Consider the following 22,198-nt stretch of genomic DNA (forward strand, 5'->3'; position numbering starts at 1 on the left):
TTGACGCCAGACCCTAGTGAAGATCCACGCTTCGCGCCACTCCCCCGATCGCGTGAACCCGCGCCGCCGATCTGACTTCACAGAACTCGCACACCATCGCCATCACGGCGCTGACCAGCCGTCATACCGACCGGCTCGCAGCCGGGAGCGGTTACGGCCTGGCCAACCGGTTCAGCAGCAGCACCGATGCGACGGGGCGCGCGCCGGCCTTCCGCACGCCCTCCGCGACCTCCCGGTCGGTGGAGACCACCACCACCGGGCGCCCCTGCGGCTCCGCCCGGACCAGTCGGCGGATCAGCTCGTCCGCCGTCTCCCCGGTCCGGCTGAACCGCACCCGCACCCCGCGCGGCGGCGCCATGATCACCGGCACGTCCAGGTCCTGGCCGTCGAACACGCAGGTGACCTCCGCCTGGGTGCGCTGCGCCAGCATCGCCAGCCCGCCCAGCAGCCGGATCCGCTGCTGCTCCAGCGGCAGCGTCGGATAGCCCGTCTTGGTCACGTTGTAGCCGTCCACCACCAGATGGACCTGCGGGATCGCCAGCAGCTGGTCCAGCAGCGCCGGATCGTCCTCGGCCAGGCCGCGCCGCGCCACGTCGTGCGGCGAGGCCGAGCCCGGCTCCACCGCCTCCACCAGGTCCGCCGGGCGGATCTGGGACACCGGCAGCGCCAGCTCCCGCTGGAGCCCCTGCGCCGACTGCAGCACGGTGTCCAGCAGCAGCCGCAGCCGCATGTCCTCGACGCTGCGCCCCTCGCGGGCCGACCGGCGCCCCTGCTCCGCGACGTTCTCCAGCTCCGTGACCCGGTGCCGCAGCCGGCGTGCCTCGCTCTCCGCCGTGTTCCGCTCGGCCGCCGCCTGCGCCCTGACCGCCTCCAGCTCGGCGGCCACCTTGCGGGTCTCCGCCTGCGCCCTCCGGGTGTCGCTCTCCAGCGACCGCAGCCGGCGGCGCAGCGAGTCCGCCTCCCGGCGGACGTCCTCCGACTCGGCCCGCTGCCGGTCCAGGTCGGCGCGCGCCGCCGAGCGCACCTCGGCCAGCTCGGCCTGCAGCTTCTCCACCAGCCGCGCCGCCTCGGCCGCCGCGCCCTCGGCGCCCGCCCGCTCGGCCTCCTCGCCGGCCTCGGCCACCAGCCGGCTCCATCCGGCGGAGCGCACCAGGTAGGCGGCCGCCGCGACGTCCATCGGGTCCGCGGCGCCCGGCACGGTGCCCGACTCCAGGGCCCTGACCAGGTCCGGCTGGCCCAGCCGCAGCCGCTCCGCTATCCGCGACCGGAAGGCCGGCTCCGCCTCCAGCGCCGCCGCCAGCGCGGTCGCCGCGTACTTGGCCCGGCGCGCGGGGGTGAACTTGGCGTACTGGCGCAGCGACTGGGGCAGTTCCGCGAGCGGCAGCCCGCCGAGCGCGTCGGAGGCGAGGCCCACCACGCGCCGGCGCACGCCCTCGGGCAGCGGCCGGTCCAGGGTCTCGGCGCCGCCCGTCGCGCTGCCCGGGACGTCCCGGTCCGACCCGTCGACGGCTGCCGCCGGCTCGTCACCGCCGCCCGACTCCTCGCCGGCGGCCGCCTCGGCCGGGGCGTCGGTGCCGGAGGGGGCGGCCCCTGCCGCGTCCGGCGTCCGCGCGTCCGCAGCGGGCTGCCGCCCCTGCGGCCCGCCGGGCTCCTTCGCTGCGTCCACCACGTCCTCGGCTCCGATCCTGGTCCAGCGGGGTACGGCCCCCGGCCGCCGTCCCCGTCACACTCCGTGCGTTCTCTCTGTATTGTCCCGTGCGGCGGTCGGCCATGCCCCGCACCGCCCGCCGCACGGATCAGGCGATCAGGCCTGCTCGGAGCCCTCGGCGCCGTCGGCCGCGCCCGGGCGGGCGACCAGTTCGACCTGGTCCACCGCGTTGCACCAGCGGCAGCGCACCGACTCGACGGTCTCGCTGAGCACCTGGGTCTCCTCGATCTTCGACTCGCCGGCCAGGTCGAAGTGGAGGAACTCGGTCACCCGGGCGGTCCGGGTCACGTCGAAGCGGGTCAGGTTGCCGCAGAGCGTGCAGCGCCAGCGCGTCTCGGCGGTCAGGGCGGGGACGGTCATCGGGGGTCCTCTCGGGTGGTCCCTGGGTGGGCTCAGGCGCTCCCCCCGGAGCCCCGGCGTCGGCGGCGGGAGGCGGGATTGCCCGCCCCAAGCCTATTGCCTGGGGCAACCTTCACGGCCACCGGCCGACCGGCCCGCGGCGGGTAGCCCACCTGCCGTAACCGCGCGGTGCCCGCCGCGTGCCGGAGGGATGCTGGGGCCCATGGCCCTCCCGGTCCTCCCCGACCGCACCGGCGTGCGCCGCGGCCGGCCGGCCGCCGCCGCACCGGCCGTCTGCTACGCGCTGATCGCGCTCAACACCGCGGTCTTCCTGCTCGGACCGGCGGCCGGGCTCAACCCGCTCTACGGCCACGGCCGGACCCGGGTCTGCGCGGAGCAGCGCTACGAGCAGCGCTGGGGGGCCGTCCCCGCCGAACTGCTGACCGGTCGCCCGCTGACCGCCGGCCAGCTCGCCGAGGCCCCCGACCCGGTGCCCGGCTGCCCGGCCGCGCCCACCCCGGGCAAGCACCCGGCGCTCTCCGTGCTCAGCGCGCTCTTCCTGCACGGCGGCTGGCTGCACCTGCTGGGCAACCTGCTCTTCCTGCACGTCTTCGGCCCCACCGTGGAGCGGCGGCTGGGTCGCCCCCGGTTCCTCCTCTTCTATCTGGCGTCCGGTGCGCTGACCACCTACGGCTTCGCGCTGGCCGAGGCGCACTCGCCGGACGCGACCCGGGTGCTGATCGGCGCCTCCGGGGCGATCTCCGCCGTGCTCGGCGCCTACCTGCGCTTCCACCCGCGGGCCCGGGTCACCACGCTCGTCCCGCTGCTGCTCTTCCTCCCGCTGCGCTTCCCGGCCTGGCTGGTGCTCGGGCTCTGGTTCGCCCTCCAGTGGTGGTCGGTGCATTCCGCCGGGCCCGGTGTGGCGTACGTGGTGCACGTGATCGGTTTCGCGGCCGGGTTCCTCTACGCCTGCACCCTGACCGGGCGCCGGCCCCGGGCCACCCGCCCCCGCGACGGTGCCGCCGCCGCCCGATACGCTGGCGGCACCTCACAAAGGAGTACGCCACCGTGATCACCGCCATCGTCCTGATCAAGACCAGCGTCGACCGCATCCCGGAGATCGCCGAGGCGATCGCCGCCATCGAGGGCGTCAGCGAGGTCTACTCCGTGACCGGTGGCTACGACCTGGTCGCGATGGTGCGGGTGGGCCGGCACGACGACCTCGCCGAGGTGATCCCCGGCCGGCTCAACAAGGTCCCGGGCGTCGCCCACACCGAGACCCAGATCGCCTTCCGCACCTACTCCCAGCACGACCTGGAAGCGGCCTTCTCGATCGGTCTGGACGAGTAGCGCCGTCGGCGGGGCCTCAGCCCTCCCGGCGGGTGTCCGCGACGCAGCGGCCGCCCTCGTTGCGGTAGGTCCAGGCCGCGCCGTCCGTGACCAGCTCGCGGACGGCGGTCAGGAACCGGTCCACGTGCTCGTCCGGGGTGCCCGCGCCGAAGCTCACCCGGATCGCGTTCAGGCTGCGCTCGCCGGGCAGCGAGGGCTCCGGCGCGCCGCACTCCGAGGGCGCGGCCTCCTCGTCGCCGAGCAGCGTGCGGACCAGCGGGTGGGCGCAGAACAGGCCGTCGCGCACCCCGATGCCGTACTCGGCGGACAGCGCGGCCGAGAAGTGCGAGCTGTTCCAGCCCCGGACGACGAAGGAGAGCACGCCCACCCGGTCCGAGTCCGCGCCGAACAGGTTCAGCACCCGGACCTCGGGGATCTCGGCCAGCCCGGCCTTCAGCCGCGCGACCAGCGCGCGCTCACGGGCCTCCAGCGCGTCGAACCCGGCCTCGGTGAGCGCCCGGCAGGCCGAGGCGATGGCGTAGGCGCCGATGACGTTGGGCGAGCCGGCCTCGTGCCGGGCCGGGCCGGTGTGCCACTGCACGGCCACCGAGCCGTCGGCCTCCCGGGCCACCGTGCGGGTGGCGCCGCCCCCGGCCAGGTACGGGTCGGCCGCGTCCAGCCAGTCGGCCCGGCCGGCCAGCACCCCGGCGCCGAACGGCGCGTACAGCTTGTGGCCGGAGAAGGCGATCCAGTCGACGTCCAGCTCGCGCACCGAGACCCGGTGGTGCGGGGCCAGCTGCGCGGCGTCCAGCACCACCCGGGCACCGTGCCGGTGGGCGGTGCGGGTCAGCTCGGCGACCGGCCAGAGCTCACCGGTGACGTTGGAGGCGCCGGTGACGCAGAGCAGCTTCGGGCCCTCGGGCGAGGCGGCCAGCGCGGCGTCGAAGGCCTCGACCGCCTCGGCGTGCGAGCGGGGGGCGCGCAGGTAGGTGACGGGCAGACCGGCGTGCGCCCAGGGCAGCAGCGAGGCGTGGTGCTCGGTCTCGAAGGCGAACACCTGCGTCCCCGCCGGGACGGCGCCGGCCAGCAGGTTGAGCGAGTCGGTGGTGGCGCGGGTGAAGACCACCTGGTCGCCCTCGCGCAGGTCGAGGAACTCGGTGACGGTGCGGCGGCTCTGCTCGAACAGGTCGGTGGAGAGCTGCGACAGGTAGCCGGCGCCGCGGTGCACGCTGCCGTAGTACGGGGCGTAGGCGGCGACGTCGTCCCAGACCCGCTGGAGCGCCGGGGAGCTGGCCGCGTAGTCGAGCGCCGCGTAGCCGACCTTGTCACCGTTGGCGAGCGGGACCTGGACGTCGTGGCCGAGGACGGCGAGGGGGGCGCAGAGAGAGGTGCCGATGGACATGAGGATGCACTCCTGTACGGGTCAGGGACCCCGGGAGTGCTGTCGGTCCGGCGTCCGCGCTTGCCACGCGGACGATGCGCCACGTGACCCGGTCCTCACCCAGGGCACCCCGCCACGGACGGAGGGTTGCCGGACAGCCAGCTGGGGCTTGACGCTGTCGCTCATGACCTGGCGAAGACTCTAGGTCGCGTCCGTCCCGCGGTCAAACAGGAGTCCGCATCCCGGACAGCCGGAGGGGCCCGGGGGAGGCTGCTCCCCCGGGCCCCGACCACCGCGTCACGGCCGGGCGGTGGCCTCCGACCAGTGCTTCAGCAGATCGCCCGCCGCGCCGGAGTCGATGGCCGCGGCGGTGCGCCGCATGGCCGTCCCGAGCTGCTCGGCGAGCGGCGCGCCGGTCAGCTCCAGTGCCACCAGCGCGGCCGCCGAGTTCAGCAGCACCGCGTCGCGCACCGGCCCGTGCTCCCCGGCCAGCAGCCGGCGCGCGACCTCCGCGTTGTACGACGGGTCCCCGCCGCGCAGCGCCTCGATGCCGACCGGCTCGATGCCGACCTCGCGCGGGTCGAAGGTGGTCTCGGTGACGGCGCCGTCCCGGACGATCCAGACCCGCGAGGTGGTGGTGATGGTGAGTTCGTCCAGCCCGTCGTCGCCCCGGAAGACCAGCGCGCCGGCACCGCGCTGCGCCAGCACCCCGGCGATCAGCCCGGCGAGGCGGGTGTCGAAACAGCCGATGGCGTGCGAGGTCACCCGGGCCGGGTTGGTGAGCGGGCCGAGGATGTTGAAGGCGGTCGGCACCCCGAGTTCGCTGCGGGCCGGACCGGCGTACCGCATCGAGGGGTGGAAGGTGGCCGCGAAGCAGAAGGTGAGCCCGACCTCCTCGGCGATCTCGGCGACCCGGCGCGGGCGCAGGTTCAGGCTGATGCCCAGCTTCTCCAGCACGTCCGAGGAGCCGCTCGCCGAGGAGGCGGCCCGGTTGCCGTGCTTGACCACCTTGGCGCCGGCCGCCGCGGCGACGATCGCCGACATGGTGGAGATGTTGACGGTCTTGGCCCGGTCGCCGCCGGTGCCGACGATGTCCACCGCCGGACCGGGGATGGACAGCGGCTCGGCGTGCGAGTACATAGAGTCCACCAGGCCGGAGATCTCGTCGACCGTCTCGCCCTTGGCCCGCAGCGCCACCATGAAGCCGGCGATCTGCACCGGGGAGGCCTCCCCGCTCATGATCCGGTCCATCGCCCACGCGGTGGCCGCGCGGTCGAGGTCCTCCCCCCTCAGCAGCGCCGACAGGATGTCCGGCCAGGTGCGGACCACCTGCGCGGGCTCGCTACCGCCGTTCGCAGGGTGCACGTTCACCATGGCTGACTCCAGCTCTCGCTCCCCGCGGACGGGGAAGGACGTAGGGACGGAGTCAGCCTATCGAGCGGCGGGTGCCGGGGCTCCGCCGTTCACCCTTCTTCTCTTGTACTGAGACGCGAGGTGAGACGGCCGCCCCGGAGCACCGCCCCGGACGGCCGGACCGGACGGCCGGGCCCGGCCGGGCCCGGCTACCGCGAGGCGGGCGCCCGCTTGGCCAGCCGCGCCCGCAGCAGGGCGGCGACGGCCTCGGCCAGCGCCACCGGGTCCACCGGCTGGGAGATCGCCGCGTCGGCCCGGCTCCAGGCGGCCAGCCAGGAGTCCTGCGGCCGGCCGATCAGCACCAGCAGCGGCGGGCAGCCGTAGATCTCGTCCTTCAGCTGCCTGGCGAGCCCGAGCCCGCCGGCCGGCACCGCCTCGCCGTCCAGGACGCAGAGGTCGATGCCGCCCTTCTCCAGCGCCTTGAGCACCGCGGGAGTGGTCGCGCACTCCAGGTAGTCCAGCTCCGGCAGGTCCTCCGCGGGCCGCCGACCGAGAGCGGTCAGCACCTGCTCGCGGGTGGTGCGGTCGTGGCTGTAGACGAGAACGGTCAGCGTCTCGTCGGTCGTGTACGCCATGGGCCTGCTCCCTCACGTGTGATCCGGACCACGTTCGCCTCTCCCCGGATGCTACTCCCGATCACCCGCCGCCGAGCCCTTCCCGCGAGATCCTCCTCGAACCGCCGCCGCCCGCCACTGGTCCGGGCGGAGCACGGCGCGTCACCCCCGCCCGCACGGACCACCCGTACGGCGGACGGGTGGTCTCTCCCCTTACTACCGACGGCCCCGCAGGAGCGCCGCGACACGCCGCCAGAGCCCCCGGAAGGGCCTTCGAGGAACCGTCAGAAAAGGGACACGCCGCTGCTCAGCACGGGTGGGTGCGGTCTGCGGGGTGCCAGGGGGGCATACCGCACGCACCGGACACTCCGAGGGAGACCCCCCGGCGTGAAGACGGAATAAGGGACCGACATAATGTCCGTCGTGGCGACAGCAACAGCAGTAGAAACCGGGCACGCGCACGGATCGGTCAACCGGCCGAACATGGTCAGCGTCGGAACGATCGTCTGGCTCAGTTCCGAGTTGATGTTCTTCGCGGCCCTCTTCGCGATGTACTTCACGCTCCGCTCCGTCAAGGGGCCGGAGTTCTGGACCGAGAAGGCGCACGCCCTCAACGTGCCCTTCTCCTCGGTCAACACCACGATCCTGGTGCTCTCCTCGCTCACCTGCCAGCTCGGCGTCTTCGCTGCCGAGCGCGGTGACGTGAAGAAGCTCCGCTCGTGGTTCACCCTGACCTTCGTGATGGGCGCGATCTTCATCGGCGGCCAGATCTTCGAGTACACCGAGCTGGTCAAGAAGGACGGCCTCTCGCTGTCCTCCGACCCGTACGGCACGGTGTTCTACCTGACCACCGGCTTCCACGGTCTGCACGTGACGGGTGGTCTGATCGCCTTCCTGCTGGTCCTGGGACGGACGTACGCAGCCAAGCGCTTCACTCACGAGCAGGCCACCGCCGCGATCGTGGTGTCGTACTACTGGCACTTCGTCGACGTCGTGTGGATCGGCCTGTTCGCGACCATCTACCTGATCAAGTAACCAGCTGATCAGGTCGCTGGCCACCGGCCTCGGGTCCCGCCCTCACCGGCGACGGCCCGATTTCGCCGGTGCCGACGCTCCCACCGACCGACCGCGCGCGCAGCCCTAGACAGGCAGCCTCGTGCCGGCCAGACCGGCCGCCGGGTGCACCCACCAGTCGACCAGATCCTGACACCGGGGTTATTCCGTGAAAAAGCTCTCCGCACGACGGCGCCACCCACTGGCGGCGCTGGTCGTCCTACTTCTCGCCCTGGCGGCAACCGGGGGGCTGTACGCCGCGTTCGCGCCCGCCGACAAGGCGCAGGCCGACGTCGCCGCGCAGTCGCTCGCGATCGACGAGGGCAAGAAGCTCTTCGCCGTGGGCTGCTCCTCCTGCCACGGCCTGAACGGCCAGGGTTCCAGTGACGGTCCGAGCCTCGTCGGCGTCGGCTCCGCCGCGGTGGACTTCCAGGTGGGCACCGGCCGCATGCCGGCCCAGCAGCCCGGCGCCCAGGTGCCGCGCAAGCCGAACATCTACTCGCAGGCGGAGATCGACCAGCTCGCCGCCTTCGTCGCCTCGCTCGGCCCCGGTCCGGTGACGCCGACCGAGGAGCAGTACACCTCGACCAACCCCGAGGATCTGTCCAAGGGTGGCGAGCTGTTCCGCACCAACTGCGCCCAGTGCCACAACTTCTCCGGCCAGGGCGGTGCCCTGACCCAGGGCAAGTACGCCCCGTCGCTGGAGGGCGTGGACGCCAAGCACATCTACGAGGCCATGCAGACCGGCCCGCAGAACATGCCGTCGTTCCCGGACAGCACCATGCCCGAGGAGCAGAAGAAGCAGATCGTGGCCTTCGTCCGCCACACCACCAACGATGAGCCCAACCCCGGCGGTCTCACGCTCGGCAGCCTCGGTCCGGTGACCGAGGGCCTGTTCGGCTGGATCTTCGGTCTCGGTGCGCTCATCCTGGTCGCGATCTGGGTCGCCGCCCACACCACCAAGGCCAAGAAGTCATGAGCCACGACATGTCAGAAGAGAACCTGCCGGAGTCGCACGGCTCCGCCGGGCACCACGAGGTGGCTGCCCACGGCGATCCGTTCGCCGACCCCGGTCTGCCGGCCCACGAGCCGCGCCGCACCGACATCGACGAGCGGGCCGCCAAGCGGGCCGAGCGTCAGGTGTCGCTGATGTTCGTCCTCTCGATGCTCGCCACCATCGGCTTCATCGCCTCGTACGTGGCCATCGACCCGGACAAGATCGTCTACATCTGGCCGCTGGGCCACGTCAGCGCGCTGAACTTCGCGCTCGGCATGACCCTGGGCGCGGCGCTGTTCCTCATCGGCGCGGGCGCGGTCCACTGGGCCCGCACCCTGATGTCGGACCACGAGATCCCGGCCGAGCGTCACCCGATCGAGGCCGACGACGAGGTCCGCGCGGACGTCATCGAGCAGTTCAAGACCGGTGCCGCGGAGTCCGGCTTCGGCCGCCGCAAGATGATCCGCAACACCCTCATCGGTTCGATGGCGCTGGTCCCGCTCTCCGGCGTGGTCCTGCTCCGCGACCTGGGCCCGCTGCCCGAGGACAAGCTGCAGCACACCGGCTGGGACGAGGCCACCGACGCCAAGCCGCTCCAGCTGATCAACATGAACACCAACCTGCCGATGAAGGCCGAGGACATCGTTCAGGGGTCGCTGACCTTCGCGATGCCCGAGGGCCTGACCACGCACTCCGAGGACTTCCAGGTTCGCATCGCGAAGGACGCCCTCATGCTGGTGCGCATCGCGCCGGAGGACATCAAGGACGAGAAGTCCAAGGAGAAGGGTTTCGAGGGCATCCTCGCCTACTCCAAGATCTGCACCCACGTCGGCTGCCCGATCAGCCTGTACGAGCAGCAGACCCACCACGCGCTCTGCCCCTGCCACCAGTCGACCTTCGACCTGGCGGACGGCGCGCGCGTCATCTTCGGCCCGGCCGGCCACCCGCTGCCGCAGCTGAAGATCACCACTGACGAGAAGGGCTTCCTGGTCGCCCACGGCGACTTCGACGAAGCCGTCGGCCCGAGCTTCTGGGAGCGTGCTCGATGAGCAGTGCGAGCAGCACCACCTCCGGCGCCGCCAAGCCCGCCAGCACCCGCGCCAAGCCCGCGAACAAGTGGGAGCAGGCCGCGGACTGGACGGACGGCCGGCTGGGGATCTACTCCCTCGCCAAGGCCAACCTGCGGAAGATCTTCCCGGACCACTGGTCCTTCATGCTGGGCGAGATCTGCCTCTACACCTTCATCATCATCATCCTGACCGGCGTCTACCTGACGCTGTTCTTCAAGCCCTCGATGGGCGAGGTCATCTACGACGGCTCGTACGTGCCGCTCAAGGGCCTCCCGATGTCCGAGGCCTACGCCTCGACCGTCGACATCAGCTTCGAGGTGCGCGGCGGTCTGCTGGTCCGCCAGATCCACCACTGGGCCGCCCTGGTCTTCGTCGCGGCGATGCTCGTGCACATGCTGCGCGTCTTCTTCACGGGCGCGTTCCGCAAGCCGCGCGAGATCAACTGGGTCTTCGGCTTCCTGCTGCTGGTCCTCGGCATGTTCGACGGCTTCTTCGGCTACTCGCTGCCCGACGACCTGCTCTCCGGCACCGGTATCCGGTTCATGGAAGGCGCGATCCTCGCCGTCCCGCTGGTCGGCACCTACATCCAGATGTTCCTGTTCGGGGGCGAGTTCCCCGGCACCGACATCGTGCCGCGGTTCTTCACGATCCACGTGCTGCTGATCCCGGGCATCATGCTCGGCCTGCTGGTGGCGCACCTGATCCTGGTCTTCTACCACAAGCACACCCAGTGGGCGGGCCCGGGCAAGACCGAGAAGAACGTCGTCGGCATGCCGCTGATGCCGGTCTACATGGCCAAGGCCGGTGGCTTCTTCTTCCTGGTGTTCGGCCTGATCGCCGCCATCTCGGCGCTCGCCACGATCAACCCGATCTGGTCGGTCGGCCCGTACCGCCCGGACCAGGTGTCCACGGACGCCCAGCCCGACTGGTACATGGGCTTCTCCGAGGGTCTGATCCGTGTCATGCCGGGCTGGGAGATCGGCCTCTGGGGCCACACCCTGAACCTGGGTGTCATGGTCCCGCTGGCGATCTTCCCGCTGGTGCTGGTCTCGATCGCGCTCTACCCCTTCATCGAGGGCTGGATCACCGGCGACAAGCGCGAGCACCACATCCTGGACCGCCCGCGCAACGCCCCGGTCCGCACCGCCCTGGGTGCCGCCTGGATCAGCCTCTACCTGCTCCTCCTGGTGGCCGGTGGCAACGACCTGTTCGCCACCCACCTGCACCTGTCGATCAACTCGGTCACCTACTTCGTCCGCGTCGGCTTCTTCGTCGTCCCGGTCGTGACCTTCATCGTCACCAAGCGCTGGTGCCTCGGCCTCCAGCGCCGCGACAAGGAGAAGGTGCTGCACGGCCGCGAGACCGGCGTCATCAAGCGCCTGCCGCACGGCGAGTTCATCGAGGTGCACGCCCAGCTGCCGCAGAAGGACCTGCACAAGCTCACCGCTCACGAGCAGGTGCAGCCGTACGAGCTGCCGGCCGAGACCGACGAGAACGGCGTGGCCCGCAAGGCCGGCGTCGTCAGCCGGACCCGGGCGAAGCTCGCCCGCGGCTTCTACGGCGAGGGCAGCCAGATCCCCAAGCCGACCGCCGAGGAGCACCACGAGATCACCAGCGGCCACGGCCACCACTGATCCCGTACGCGTCGCCGCGTCGCACCCGAGGGCCGCTGACCAGAGTTCTTCTGGTCGGCGGCCCTCGGGCTTTGCCGTACCCGCGTCCCCCCGCATCCGTGTCCCCCGTCCGCAGCGAACGCCAGGAGTCCACCGTGCAGCTGTCCGTCGACCCCGCCTCCGCCACTCCCCCGTACGAGCAGATCCGCGCCCAGATCGCCGAGCAGGCCCGCGGCGGCGAGCTGGCCACCGGTCTGCGGCTGCCCACCGTCCGCGCGCTGGCCGAGCGGCTCGGGCTGGCCGCCGGGACGGTCGCCCGCGCCTACCGCGAGCTGGAGGCCGACGGGGTGGTGGAGACGCACGGCCGGCGCGGCACCCTGATCGCCGCGGTCGGCGACTCCGCGCACCGACTGGCCGCAGCGGCGGCCGCCGAGTACGCCGAGCGGGTCCGGCGGCTCGGACTGCCGCTGGCGGACGCCCTGGGCGCCGTGGACGGCGCGCTGCGGGTGGCGTACGGGGACGACGCCGCGGCGGGCTGAGCGGGCCGCTCAGAGCTGCGGGGCGATCATCCCGGTGGCGGGCGCCCGGGTGACCGGGGCGGTGGTGCTGACGGGTCCGCCGAGGGCGCTGTGCTTGGCCCAGTCGGTCCAGGCGATGTTCCAGTCGCCGAAGCCGTTGCCGAACGGCTCCATCGACTTGCCCGCGCTGTTCACCACCGTCACCAGGTCCCCCACCCTGGTGTTCTGGTAGAACCAGTGGGCGTTCTCGGTGCTCATCCCGGTACAGCCGTGGCTGACGTTCTCCACCCCCTGGGAGCCCACCGACCAGGGCGCGGCGTGCACGTACTCGCCGCTCCAGGTGACCCGGGTGGCCCACTCGACGTCGAGGTCGTAGGACTCCTGGCTGCCGGCCGCTATGCCGATGGTCTCGCCGCTCATCCGGACCTTGCGCTCCTGGCCGAGCACCACCTTGACGCCGTTGCGGGTGTCGAAGCCGGGCTTGCCGGTGGTCACCGGGATCGTCCGCACCGGCCGGCCGTCCCGCTTGAGGGTGAGTTCGTGCGCGGCGGCGTCCACCACGGTCTCGACCCGCTCGCCGATCCGCAGCGCCAGGGCGGCGCGGTCGCCGCCGTACAGGCCGTCGGAGATCCGGCTGCCGGTGCCCTCGAAGGCCAGGCTGACGGTGGTGCCGGTGGGCCAGTACTCCTCGGGGCGGAAGTGCAGGTTCTTGTCGTCCACCCAGTACCAGCCGCCGGTGACGGCGGGCTGCGAGGTCACCGTCAGCGCGCGCTCCACCTCCTGGCGGGCCTGCGGGTCCTTGACGGCCTCGGAGAGCTGGACGGTGAGCGGCTGGCCCACGCCGTAGACGCCGCTGCCGGAGGAGTCCGGGCCGAGCTTGGCGGTCAGCAGGTGCTGGGCGGCCAGGGTGGAGAAGCCTGCGGTGGTCTCGCCGCGGCCGCCGCGGCCGTCGTCGGCGGCGATCCGCACGCTGTAGGAGGTGCCGGCCTTGAGCCGGCCGGTGGTCTGCCAGCTGCGCTGGTCGTCCGAGAGCCGCCCGGCGACCACCCGCCCGTCCGGGCCGACCACGGTGACGTCGGTCAGCCGGCTGCCCGCCTCGGCGGTCACCGTGACCGGCTGGGAGGGGTCCGCCCGGTCGGTGGCGGACAGGTGCACCAGCGCGGCGGCGTCGACCTTGCGGACCGCCTCGGCGACGTCCTCGCCACCGCCGGCGGTGCAGCCCGCCAGCGGGACCAGTACGGCGAGGGCCAGGGTGATGCCACCGAGACCCGCGACTGCGCGTCTGTCGGCCATGACCGCCTCCCGGGGTTTCGCACGATTGGTCAGATCGTAGGAACCGCCTCCGGCGGAGCGACATCCGAACGGGGCGCCGTTGGGCCGGCAGGGTGAGGCCGTCACTCCGGGGACGCAACAGGGCCGGGCATCCCGTGCGGGATGCCCGGCCCTGTGCGAGGGGGAGCCAGTGCCTACTGGTTCTGGTTCTCGCCCCGGTAGAACTCGAAGACCCAGCCGAACAGGCCGATCAGGATGATCGGGAGCGACCAGAACATCAGCCACCAGCCGAAGATCACGCCGAGGAAGGCGAGCGCGCCGCCGATCGCGAGCGAGAGCGGCTGCCAGCTGTGCGGGGCGAAGAAGCCCAGCTCGCCGGAGTCGTCCGCGACCTCGGCCTCGGGGTTGTCACCCGCGCCGCTGTCCACCCGGCGGGCGGTGAAGGCGAGGTAGTAGCCGATGAAGGCGCACAGACCGAAGGCGAGGAACAGCGCGGTGGTGCCGGCCGCCTCGATGCCGTGGTCGGAGCTGTTGGTCCACAGGCCGTAGGTGATCGCCATGGCCAGCACGAAGACCGACAGGCCCAGGAAGATCTTGCCCTGTTCCTTCATCAGACGTCACCCTCCTTCTTGCCCTTGCCCAGCTGCGGCGCGTCGTACTTCGCCGGGGTCACACCGGCGAGGTGCTTGGCCGGCTCGCCGTGGTTCTCCAGGTAGTCCAGCGCGGCGATCTCCGGGTAGTGGAGGTCGAAGGCCGGGGATTCGGAGCGGATCCGGGGCAGGGTGAGGAAGTTGTGCCGCGGCGGCGGGCAGGAGGTCGCCCACTCCAGCGAGCGGCCGTAGCCCCACGGGTCGTCGACCTCGATCTTCTCGCCGTACTTGGCGGTCTTCCAGACGTTGTAGAGGAACGGCAGGATCGACAGACCGAGCAGGAACGAGCCGATGGTCGAGACGGTGTTCAGGGTGGTGAACCCGTCGGCGGCCAGGTAGTCGGCGTAGCGGCGGGGCATGCCCTCCGCGCCGAGCCAGTGCTGCACCAGGAAGGTCGTGTGGAAGCCGAAGAACAGCGTCCAGAAGGTGATCTTGCCGAGGCGCTCGTCCAGCATCTTGCCGGTCATCTTCGGCCACCAGAAGTGGAAGCCGGCGAACATCGCGAAGACGACGGTGCCGAAGACCACGTAGTGGAAGTGGGCGACGACGAAGTACGAGTCCGAGACGTGGAAGTCGATCGGCGGGGAGGCCAGCAGCACACCGGTCAGACCACCGAAGAGGAAGGTGACCAGGAAGCCGACGGTCCACAGCATCGGGGTCTCGAAGCTGAGCGAGCCCTTCCACATGGTGCCGACCCAGTTGAAGAACTTCACACCGGTCGGGACGGCGATGAGGAACGTCATGAAGGAGAAGAACGGCAGCAGCACCTGGCCGGTGACGTACATGTGGTGGGCCCACACCGTCACCGACAGACCGGCGATCGCGATGGTGGCCGCGATCAGGCCGGAGTAGCCGAACATCGGCTTGCGGCTGAAGACCGGGATGATCTCCGACACGATGCCGAAGAACGGCAGCGCGATGATGTACACCTCGGGATGGCCGAAGAACCAGAACAGGTGCTGCCAGAGCAGCGCACCGCCGTTGGCCGGATCGAAGACGTGCGCCCCGAACTTGCGGTCCGCCTCCAGGGCGAACAGCGCGGCGGCCAGCACCGGGAAGGCCAGCAGGATCAGCACCGCGGTCAGCAGGACGTTCCAGGTGAAGATCGACATCCGGAACATCGTCAGGCCGGGGGCCCGCATGCAGATGATCGTGGTGATGAAGTTGACCGCACCGAGGATGGTGCCGAAGCCGGAGAAGGCCAGACCCATGATCCACATGTCGGCGCCGATGCCCGGCGAGCGGACCGCGTCCGACAGCGGCGCGTAGGCGAACCAGCCGAAGTCGGCGGCGCCCTGCGGGGTGAGGAAGCCGGCGACGGCGATCAGCGAGCCGAACAGGTACAGCCAGTAGGCGAACATGTTCAGACGCGGGAAGGCGACGTCCGGCGCGCCGATCTGCAGCGGCATGATCCAGTTCGCGAAACCGGCGAACAGCGGCGTCGCGAACATCAGCAGCATGACCGTGCCGTGCATCGTGAACGCCTGGTTGAACTGCTCGTTCGACAGGATCTGGGTCCCGGGACGAGCCAGCTCGGCGCGCATGACCAGCGCGAGGATGCCGCCGATCAGGAAGAAGGCGAACGACGTCCCCAGGTACAGGGTGCCGATCGTCTTGTGGTCAGTGGTGGTGAGCCACTTGATGATGGTGGAACCCGGCTTCCGGGTCCGCTGCGCCCCGACCGTGACGGCCCCGGCGCCCCCGCCGGCCGCGGCGGGCTCGTTGAGGATGGTCACTTCTCTTCACTTCCCATGGTCGTGATGCCGGAGGGCACCGCGCCGGTCTGACCCTTGGCCCGCAGGTCCTTCAGGTGCTGGTCGTACTCGGCACGGTCGACGACCTTCACGTTGAACAGCATGCGCGAGTGGTCGACGCCGCAGAGCTCGGCGCACTTGCCCATGTACTCACCCTTGACGGTCGGGGTGACCTCGAACTTGTTGACCACGCCCGGCACGACGTCCATCTTCATCATGAAGTTGATGGGCCAGAAGTCGTGGATCACGTCACGAGAGGTGAGGCGGAACTGCACCGTCTCGTCGACCGGCAGGTACAGCGTCGGCGGCTCGCCGGGGGTACCCACCTCGTACGCGGCCTGCTCGTTGGCCGGGTCCGGGTTCTCGGTGTTCTCGTAGTTGAACGCCCAGCTCCACTGGAAGCCCACCACGTTGACGGTGTGCTGCGGCTTCTCGGAGACGGCGGTCAGCTTCGACTCGTCGCGGGCGACGAAGTAGAAGAGGACCGACACGATGATGATCGGGACCGCGGTGTAGAGCGCCTCGATGGGCACGTTGTACCGGGTCTGCGGGGGGATCTGCACGCCGGTGCGGCTGCGCCGGTGGAAGATCACGCTCCAGATGATCAGACCCCACATCAGTACGCCGACCACCAGCGCCGCGATCCAGGAGCCCTGCCACATGTGGAGGACCATCGGCCCTTCCTTGGTGACGGGGCTCGGGAGGCCAAGCCTGGGGAGGTCGTTGGCCGAGCAGCCGGTGGCGGTCGCGATGACGAGGCCCAGTGCCAGCGCCTGAGGCAGCTTCCGCCGCATCGTGCGCCGCGGCGAGCGGTCGGAGCCGTTGGGACTCACGTAGCGCCTTCCCGAAGTCTCGCCCGCCTTCGCGTCGCCCCGGGGAGGTTTCCCCTCCTCGGCGACCCGTCCACGGGCACGGTTTGAATGCTTATGCGGGCCAAACCCTACTCCAGCCTTATGCGCTGCTGACGGGCAGGTCCCGGTAACGCGCCGCCCGAGCACCCGATCAGGCCCGGCAGGGGCTGCGCCGCAGGTCATCCTAGGCATTCGGGGTCCGTACGCCCGATCGGGGGATGACCTCGGACAACACGAGTGACGCCCCGTCGGACGCGGACGATTCGGACATTCGGGGTGATCGACTGACGACCGGTGAGCCACCGCCGAAGCCCGGAATGCACCCGGGAGTGTCGTTAAATGTGACCGTGTACTTCGATGTGGCCTCCACCGCACCGCTCCACCCCGTCGCCCGGCAGGCGCTGACCGCCGCCCTCGACGAGGGGTGGGCCGACCCCGCCCGGCTCTACCGCTCCGGGCGACAGGCCCGGATGCTGCTGGACGCGGCCCGGGAGACCGTGGCCGAGGTGCTCGGCTGCCGGGCCGACGAGATCTCCTTCACCGCCAGCGGCACCCAGTCCGTCCAGCTCGGCATGCTGGGCGCGCTGCACGGCAACCGCCGGCGCGGGCGGCACCTGGTGCACTCCGCCGTCGAGCACTCCAGCGTGCTGCACACCGCGGAGCGGCACCAGGCGGCGGGCGGCGAGGTCACCGCGGTGCCGGTGGACCAGCAGGGCCGGGTCGACCCGGCGGAGTTCGCGGCCGCCCTGCGGCCGGACACCGCGCTCGCCGTGCTGCAGTCCGCCAACCACGAGGTGGGCACCGTGCAGCCGGTCGCCGAGACGGCCGCGCGCTGCGGGGAGGTGCCGCTGCTGGTGGACGCGGCGCAGAGCGCCGGGCGGATGGACGTGCCGGCCGGCTGGTCGCTGCTGGCCGCCAGCGCGCACAAGTGGGGCGGGCCCGCCGGGGTCGGGGTGCTGGCGGTGCGCAAGGGCGTGCGGTACGCCTCGCCGCTGCCCGCCGACGAGCGTGAGGGCGGCCGGGTGCCGGGGTTCGTCAACGTGCCGGCGATCGTCGCGGCGGCGGCCTCGCTGCGGGCGGTGCGGGCCGAGGCGGAGCGGGAGAACGCCCGGCTGCACGAGCTCGTCGAGCGGATCCGGGCCCGGGTGCCGCGGCTGGTGCCCGAGGTCGAGGTGGTCGGCGACCCGGTGCGGCGGCTGCCGCACCTCGTCACCTTCTCCTGTCTGTACGTGGACGGCGAGGTGCTGCTGGGCGAGCTGGACCGGGCCGGGTTCGCCGTCTCCTCCGGCTCCTCGTGCACCTCCTCCACGCTGACCCCGAGCCATGTGCTGGCGGCGATGGGCGTGCTCACCGAGGGCAATGTCCGGGTCTCGCTGCCGTTCGGCACCGCCGAGGCGGACGTCGAGCGGTTCCTGGCCGTCCTGCCGGAGGTGGTGGCGGGCGTCCGCGCGCCGCTGGGGCTGGACCTGGCACCGCCCTCGGCCGCCGGGAAGGACTCCGGGGAGGACGCCGGGTCGGAGCGCCCGGAGGCGAGCGGGCGAATCGCCGGGCGGCTGCTGGTGCTCGACGCGCTGGGCAAGCGGTGCCCGCTGCCGGTGATCGAGCTGGCGAAGCGGATCGGCGAGGTGCCGGTGGGCGGGACGGTCGCGGTGCTGGCCGACGACGAGGCGGCCCGGCTGGACGTCCCCGCCTGGTGCGGGATGCGCGGCCAGGAGTACCTGGGCGAGGCCCCGGCCGCCGAGTACGGCGGCGACCGGGGGTCGGCCTATCTGGTGCGGCGGGTCAGTTGACCAGGTGCGCGCGGACCTCGGCGCCGGCCTCGTCGCCGTAGGCGGCGGTGAAGCGCTGCAGGAAGTCGTGCGGGCGCAGCTCGTACTCCTGGGTGCCGACGGTCTCGATCACCAGGGTGGCGAGCATGCAGCCGATCTGGGCGGAGCGCTCCAGCTCCAGGTCCCAGGAGAGGCCGGCCAGGAAGCCGGCGCGGAAGGCGTCGCCGACACCGGTCGGGTCCACCTTGGCGGTCTCGGGGGCGCAGCCGACCACCACCGGGGCCTCGCCCTTGCGGTCGATCCGGACGCCCTTGCTGCCCAGGGTGGTGATCCGGGTGCCGACCCGGGTGAGGATCTCCTCGGAGTCCCAGCCGGTCTTGGACTCGATCAGCGCGGCCTCGTACTCGTTGGTGAAGAGGTACGCGGCGCCGTCGACGATCTGGCGGATGTCGTGGCCGTCGAGGCGGGCCAGCTGCTGGGACGGGTCGGCGGCGAAGGCGTAGCCGCGGGTGCGGCACTCCTGGGTGTGGCGGACCATCGCCTGCGGGTCGTCGGCGCCGATCAGCACCAGGTCCAGGCCGCCGATGCGGTCGGCGATCGGCTTGAGCTCGATGTTGCGGGCCTCGGCCATGGCACCGGTGTAGAACGAGGCGATCTGGTTGTGGTCCTCGTCCGTGGTGCACATGAAGCGCGCGGTGTGGCGGGTCTCGGAGATGTGGACGGAGCGGCAGTCCACGTTGTTGCGCTCCAGCCAGCTGCGGTACTCCGCGAAGTCCGCGCCGGCCGCGCCGACCAGGACCGGGCGCAGGCCCAGGACGCCCATGCCGAAGGCGATGTTCGGCGCGACGCCGCCGCGGCGGATGTCCAGGGTGTCGACCAGGAAGGACAGCGACACGGTGTGCAGCTGCTCGGCGACCAGCTGGTCGGCGAACCGGCCGGGGAAGGTCATCAGGTGGTCGGTCGCGATCGAGCCGGCGACGGCGATACGCACGGGGTCTCCTCAGGATGGCGGCGGGGCCATGGGACAGCGGGGTGGAACGGCGGTGCAACCCACCCACGGTACCCGGCGGGGACGGGGCACCAGCAAGACAGCGGGTACCGCTCCCCCGTCCGCTGTCACCCGCCGTCCCCGAAGGTGTACTACCCCGCGGTAGCTCTGGTGGGCTCCGGTCCGCCCGGCCTAGGGTCGGCAGGAAGGGGCCGTTTCGGCCCTGCCCAGGCCCGCGGCGACGCTGCCGCGGCACCGGTGGATCGGAAGTGATGGCCGATGATGCCCAGTCACCACCCGCTGCGGGTTCAGCCCGCCCTGCGCGGCGACGCGGACGGCGAGTCGCTGGACGCGCTGGTGGACTCCTCGCGCCGGCTGCGGCGGTTCTGGCCGCTGCTGGCGGCCGGCCGGCAGGACAGCGCGCCGGTCGGGTCCGGCTTCCGGGTCCCCGCCGGGGCCCAGCGGCTGGTCGCGGGGATGCCCGAGTACGGACCCTGAGCCCGCCCCGGCCCGGGGAGGCGCACGGGAACCGGAATCGCCCGGGGCACGTCACATCCGCGCGGTGCGGCCGGCACGGCGCACCGCTGAACCCTCGGGAGGATGTGCAGATGGATCTGGAGACCATGCCCCGGCGCCCCGGCCGGGTGCGCGCGACGGCACTGGCGGGCCTGGCGCTGGCGGCGGCCACCGTCCTGGCCGGATGCGGCGGCGCGGCGAAGGCGGGATCGGGGGCGGCGTCCGCCACCGCGGAGCCGGCGGCGGCGAGCGCGTCCGCCTCTCCCGGCCCGGCCACCGACGGCGCCGCGACCGCGCCGGCTCCGGTGACCACGCCGCCGTCCGACCCCTCGGCCACCGCCCCGGACCCGCGGCCGGCCGGCACGGGCCCGGCGCTGACCCCGACCCCGGCGCCCACTCCCCCGGGTGCGGGCGGCAACGGCATCGCGGTGGGCGAACCGGCGCCGAACGGCTCCGGGACCGGCTCGCCGGTGCACCCCGCGATCACCTACCGGTCGGACGGCAACCGTCTGACGGTCTGGTTCTACGGCGGGGTCTGCCAGAAGTACGCGCTCAAGGCGGACGAGTCCAAGCCGGGCCGGGTGGACATCCGGGTGACCACGGCGGCGCCGGTGCCCGCCGGGCAGGACTGCATCGCGGTGGCCCAGCGGCAGACGGTGACGGCCGACCTGAAGGAGCCGCTGCGGGGCCGGACGGTGACCGATCTGGCGACCGGGCAGGAGGTGCCGCTGGAGGCGGACCCGAAGATCGGCCCCGACCCGGTGGTCCCGGACATCCCGGGCGCCCCGTGACGGTACGACCGGCGTGACCGGCACGGCCAGTGTGATCGGAATGACCGGTGTGACCGGCATGGCCGGCACGACCGGTGCCCGGACACGACGAAGGCGGCCCCGGGCATCCGGGGCCGCCTTCGCGTCAGGCCATTAGCTGAACGAGTCGCCGCAGGCGCAGGAGCCGGTGGCGTTCGGGTTGTCGATCGTGAAGCCCTGCTTCTCGATGGTGTCCACGAAGTCCACCGTGGCGCCGCCCAGGTACGGGGCGCTCATGCGGTCCGTGACGACCTTGACGCCGTTGAAGTCCTTGACCACGTCGCCGTCGAGCGAGCGCTCGTCGAAGAACAGCTGGTAACGCAGGCCGGAGCAGCCACCGGGCTGGACGGCGACCCGCAGCGCGAGGTCCTCCCGGCCTTCCTGCTCCAGCAGGGCCTTGACCTTGCCCGCGGCGGCATCGGTGAGGAGGATGCCACTCTCGACAGTGGTCTCGTCCTGGACGGTCATCTGCTTTCTCCCGGTCTTGACGACGGTCTGCCGCCAGTGCCAACCGACGGTCGCCCGGATTCATTTCCCGGACGGCGGTGTTTTCGGAGGATTCGTGGCGGCGTGATTCCGTGGGCCGGGCGTGCACCCGCTCCCCATACGCTCCCCATGCTCGCACACCGGCGGACCCCGGTCACCGCCCGATGGGGCCGATCCGGGTGAACGGGCCACGCGGCGGCGCCCGGACGGCCAGGATGGTGGGCATGATCCTGCGCCCGATCCAGGACACCGCCGCCGACGCGGAGGTGGTCCAGTACGTCGCCCGTGCAGCGTTCGCCTCCCTCCCCGACGCCCCGCCCGCCACCGAGCCGCCCCGGCCGGCCGTCTACCAGCTGGCCCGGACGAGACACCTGGCGCGCACCGATCCGCAGGGCTGCTGGCTCGCCGAACTCGACGGCGAGCCGGTCGGCGCGGTGCTCTCGCTGCGCCGCGAGGGCGTCTGGGTGCTGGCGCTGCTGGTGGTGCTGCCCCACGTCCAGGGCAAGGGGGTGGGCCGGCTGCTGCTGGACCGGGCCCTCGTGTACGGGCGCGGCTGTCTGCGCGGCATGCTGTGCGCCTCGCCGTCGCCCGCCGCGGTGCGCCGCTACCGGCTGGCCGGCTTCACGCTGTACCCGGCGATGCGGCTGACCGGGCGGGTGGACCGGTCCGGGCTGGTCGACCCCGGGGACATCCCGGTGCACCCGGGGAACGTCACCCACCGGCACCTGCTGGACTCGGTGGACCGCCGGCTGCGCGGCTCCGCGCACGGCCCGGACCACGAGCTGCTGCTCGCCCACAGCGAGGAGCTGCTGATCGCGGACGCGCTGGCGGGCAGCGGCTACTGCTACCGCGACGGCGGCGAGGTGAAGCTGCTGGCGGCCACCTCCAAGCGCATCGCCACCCGGCTGCTGCGCGAGGCGCTGGCCCGGGTGCCGGAGGGGGTGGAGGCCCTGGTGGAGGCGCTGACCGCGGAGCAGGAGTGGGCCCTGGACGTCGGTCTCGAAGTGGGCCTGACGGTGGAGACCCGCGGCTTCGTGGGCCTGCGCGGGATGCGCCCGCCGATGCCGTACGTGCCGAACGGCGGGCTGCTGTAGGGCTTGTCCTGGAGCTGCGGCGGGAACGGACGGA

Annotated in this window: 22 protein-coding genes and 1 riboswitch; of the genes, 11 read left to right on the top strand and 11 right to left on the bottom strand. The window is 72.2% G+C overall.

The window, feature by feature from the left end; genetic code table 11:
- Positions 1-151: 151 nt before the first annotated feature.
- Together ACFU9E_RS22485 and ACFU9E_RS22490 are read right to left on the bottom strand one after the other, a co-directional pair.
- A complete protein-coding gene (locus ACFU9E_RS22485; protein ID WP_380686654.1) occupies positions 152-1,669 on the bottom strand; it encodes an NYN domain-containing protein in 1,518 nt (505 codons plus the stop codon).
- Positions 1,670-1,804: 135 nt separating this feature from the next.
- Positions 1,805-2,068, bottom strand: a complete 264-nt coding sequence (locus ACFU9E_RS22490) for a hypothetical protein (protein ID WP_380686656.1) — start codon at positions 2,066-2,068, stop codon at positions 1,805-1,807.
- A gap of 202 nt (positions 2,069-2,270) precedes the next feature.
- Between ACFU9E_RS22490 and ACFU9E_RS22495 the strand changes: the two genes are divergently transcribed.
- Positions 2,271-3,119, top strand: coding sequence for a rhomboid family intramembrane serine protease (locus ACFU9E_RS22495; protein ID WP_380686658.1), 849 nt, complete (start codon positions 2,271-2,273; stop codon positions 3,117-3,119).
- Positions 3,116-3,397, top strand: a complete 282-nt coding sequence (locus ACFU9E_RS22500; RefSeq protein WP_355361788.1) for an Lrp/AsnC ligand binding domain-containing protein — start codon at positions 3,116-3,118, stop codon at positions 3,395-3,397. The genes ACFU9E_RS22495 and ACFU9E_RS22500 overlap by 4 nt, the downstream gene beginning before the upstream one ends.
- 16 nt (positions 3,398-3,413) lie before the next feature.
- On the opposite strand, the gene ACFU9E_RS22505 is transcribed toward ACFU9E_RS22500, so the two are convergent.
- The 3 genes from ACFU9E_RS22505 to ACFU9E_RS22515 all read right to left on the bottom strand — a co-directional run bounded on the left by ACFU9E_RS22505 (position 3,414) and on the right by ACFU9E_RS22515 (position 6,745).
- A complete protein-coding gene (locus ACFU9E_RS22505; RefSeq protein ID WP_380686660.1) occupies positions 3,414-4,778 on the bottom strand; it encodes an aminotransferase class V-fold PLP-dependent enzyme in 1,365 nt (454 codons plus the stop codon).
- 51 nt (positions 4,779-4,829) lie between these two features.
- A riboswitch (SAM riboswitch) is annotated at positions 4,830-4,947 on the bottom strand.
- A 107-nt stretch (positions 4,948-5,054) separates the two neighbouring features.
- Positions 5,055-6,131: an anthranilate phosphoribosyltransferase gene (trpD, locus tag ACFU9E_RS22510; protein WP_380690286.1), complete on the bottom strand. Its 1,077-nt coding sequence runs from the start codon at positions 6,129-6,131 to the stop codon at positions 5,055-5,057.
- 188 nt (positions 6,132-6,319) lie between these two features.
- A complete protein-coding gene (locus ACFU9E_RS22515; protein ID WP_380687297.1) occupies positions 6,320-6,745 on the bottom strand; it encodes a hypothetical protein in 426 nt (141 codons plus the stop codon).
- Between the two features lie 393 nt (positions 6,746-7,138).
- On the opposite strand from ACFU9E_RS22515, the gene ACFU9E_RS22520 reads away from it, so the two are divergent.
- The 5 genes from ACFU9E_RS22520 (at position 7,139) to ACFU9E_RS22540 (ending at position 11,996) form a co-directional block, all read left to right on the top strand.
- Positions 7,139-7,759, top strand: coding sequence for a heme-copper oxidase subunit III (locus tag ACFU9E_RS22520; protein ID WP_355361795.1), 621 nt, complete (start codon positions 7,139-7,141; stop codon positions 7,757-7,759).
- 187 nt (positions 7,760-7,946) lie between these two features.
- Positions 7,947-8,756, top strand: a complete 810-nt coding sequence (locus tag ACFU9E_RS22525) for a c-type cytochrome (RefSeq protein WP_355361797.1) — start codon at positions 7,947-7,949, stop codon at positions 8,754-8,756.
- Complete coding sequence (locus ACFU9E_RS22530) at positions 8,753-9,823, top strand: Rieske 2Fe-2S domain-containing protein (RefSeq protein ID WP_380687300.1); 1,071 nt, start codon at positions 8,753-8,755, stop codon at positions 9,821-9,823. The genes ACFU9E_RS22525 and ACFU9E_RS22530 overlap by 4 nt, the downstream gene beginning before the upstream one ends.
- Positions 9,820-11,478: a cytochrome bc complex cytochrome b subunit gene (locus ACFU9E_RS22535; protein ID WP_380687302.1), complete on the top strand. Its 1,659-nt coding sequence runs from the start codon at positions 9,820-9,822 to the stop codon at positions 11,476-11,478. The genes ACFU9E_RS22530 and ACFU9E_RS22535 overlap by 4 nt, the downstream gene beginning before the upstream one ends.
- A gap of 134 nt (positions 11,479-11,612) precedes the next feature.
- Positions 11,613-11,996: a GntR family transcriptional regulator gene (locus ACFU9E_RS22540; RefSeq protein WP_380687304.1), complete on the top strand. Its 384-nt coding sequence runs from the start codon at positions 11,613-11,615 to the stop codon at positions 11,994-11,996.
- A gap of 9 nt (positions 11,997-12,005) precedes the next feature.
- Here the strand turns inward: ACFU9E_RS22540 and ACFU9E_RS22545 are convergent, their stop codons facing one another.
- The 4 genes from ACFU9E_RS22545 to coxB form a co-directional block, all read right to left on the bottom strand.
- Complete coding sequence (locus ACFU9E_RS22545) at positions 12,006-13,268, bottom strand: Ig-like domain-containing protein (protein WP_380687306.1); 1,263 nt, start codon at positions 13,266-13,268, stop codon at positions 12,006-12,008.
- A gap of 173 nt (positions 13,269-13,441) precedes the next feature.
- Positions 13,442-13,858 carry a cytochrome c oxidase subunit 4 gene (locus ACFU9E_RS22550; protein ID WP_350549522.1) on the bottom strand — a complete coding sequence of 139 codons (417 nt, stop codon included), beginning with the start codon at positions 13,856-13,858 and terminating at the stop codon, positions 13,442-13,444.
- On the bottom strand, positions 13,858-15,633 hold the full coding sequence (gene ctaD, locus ACFU9E_RS22555; protein ID WP_380687175.1) for a cytochrome c oxidase subunit I: 1,776 nt from the start codon (positions 15,631-15,633) through the stop codon (positions 13,858-13,860). The genes ACFU9E_RS22550 and ctaD overlap by 1 nt, the downstream gene beginning before the upstream one ends.
- On the bottom strand, positions 15,630-16,484 hold the full coding sequence (gene coxB, locus ACFU9E_RS22560) for a cytochrome c oxidase subunit II (RefSeq protein WP_380687177.1): 855 nt from the start codon (positions 16,482-16,484) through the stop codon (positions 15,630-15,632). Before coxB ends, ctaD begins: the two co-directional genes overlap by 4 nt.
- A gap of 335 nt (positions 16,485-16,819) precedes the next feature.
- Between coxB and ACFU9E_RS22565 the strand changes: the two genes are divergently transcribed.
- Positions 16,820-18,292, top strand: coding sequence for a cysteine desulfurase/sulfurtransferase TusA family protein (locus tag ACFU9E_RS22565; protein ID WP_380687185.1), 1,473 nt, complete (start codon positions 16,820-16,822; stop codon positions 18,290-18,292).
- Here the strand turns inward: ACFU9E_RS22565 and ACFU9E_RS22570 are convergent.
- Positions 18,285-19,262, bottom strand: a complete 978-nt coding sequence (locus ACFU9E_RS22570) for a carbohydrate kinase family protein (protein WP_380687179.1) — start codon at positions 19,260-19,262, stop codon at positions 18,285-18,287. The two genes, ACFU9E_RS22565 and ACFU9E_RS22570, sit on opposite strands and share 8 nt — an antisense overlap.
- Positions 19,263-19,538: 276 nt before the next feature.
- Between ACFU9E_RS22570 and ACFU9E_RS22575 the strand changes: the two genes are divergently transcribed.
- Together ACFU9E_RS22575 and ACFU9E_RS22580 are read left to right on the top strand one after the other, a co-directional pair.
- Positions 19,539-19,757 carry a hypothetical protein gene (locus tag ACFU9E_RS22575; RefSeq protein ID WP_380687181.1) on the top strand — a complete coding sequence of 73 codons (219 nt, stop codon included), beginning with the start codon at positions 19,539-19,541 and terminating at the stop codon, positions 19,755-19,757.
- Between the two features lie 110 nt (positions 19,758-19,867).
- Entirely contained in the window at positions 19,868-20,566 is a 699-nt protein-coding gene (locus ACFU9E_RS22580) for a hypothetical protein (protein WP_380687183.1), read from the top strand.
- Between the two features lie 132 nt (positions 20,567-20,698).
- Here ACFU9E_RS22580 and erpA read toward each other — a convergent pair whose 3' ends face one another.
- Positions 20,699-21,052 (bottom strand): iron-sulfur cluster insertion protein ErpA, encoded by a 354-nt coding sequence (erpA, locus tag ACFU9E_RS22585; RefSeq protein ID WP_355361817.1) that lies wholly within the window; start codon positions 21,050-21,052, stop codon positions 20,699-20,701.
- A gap of 242 nt (positions 21,053-21,294) precedes the next feature.
- Here erpA and ACFU9E_RS22590 point away from each other — a divergent pair, with 242 nt between their 5' ends.
- Positions 21,295-22,164 carry a GNAT family N-acetyltransferase gene (locus ACFU9E_RS22590; protein WP_380690290.1) on the top strand — a complete coding sequence of 290 codons (870 nt, stop codon included), beginning with the start codon at positions 21,295-21,297 and terminating at the stop codon, positions 22,162-22,164.
- Positions 22,165-22,198 lie beyond the last annotated feature (34 nt).

This window comes from Kitasatospora sp. NPDC057595 (assembly GCF_042800875.1).
GTDB lineage: Bacteria > Actinomycetota > Actinomycetes > Streptomycetales > Streptomycetaceae > Kitasatospora.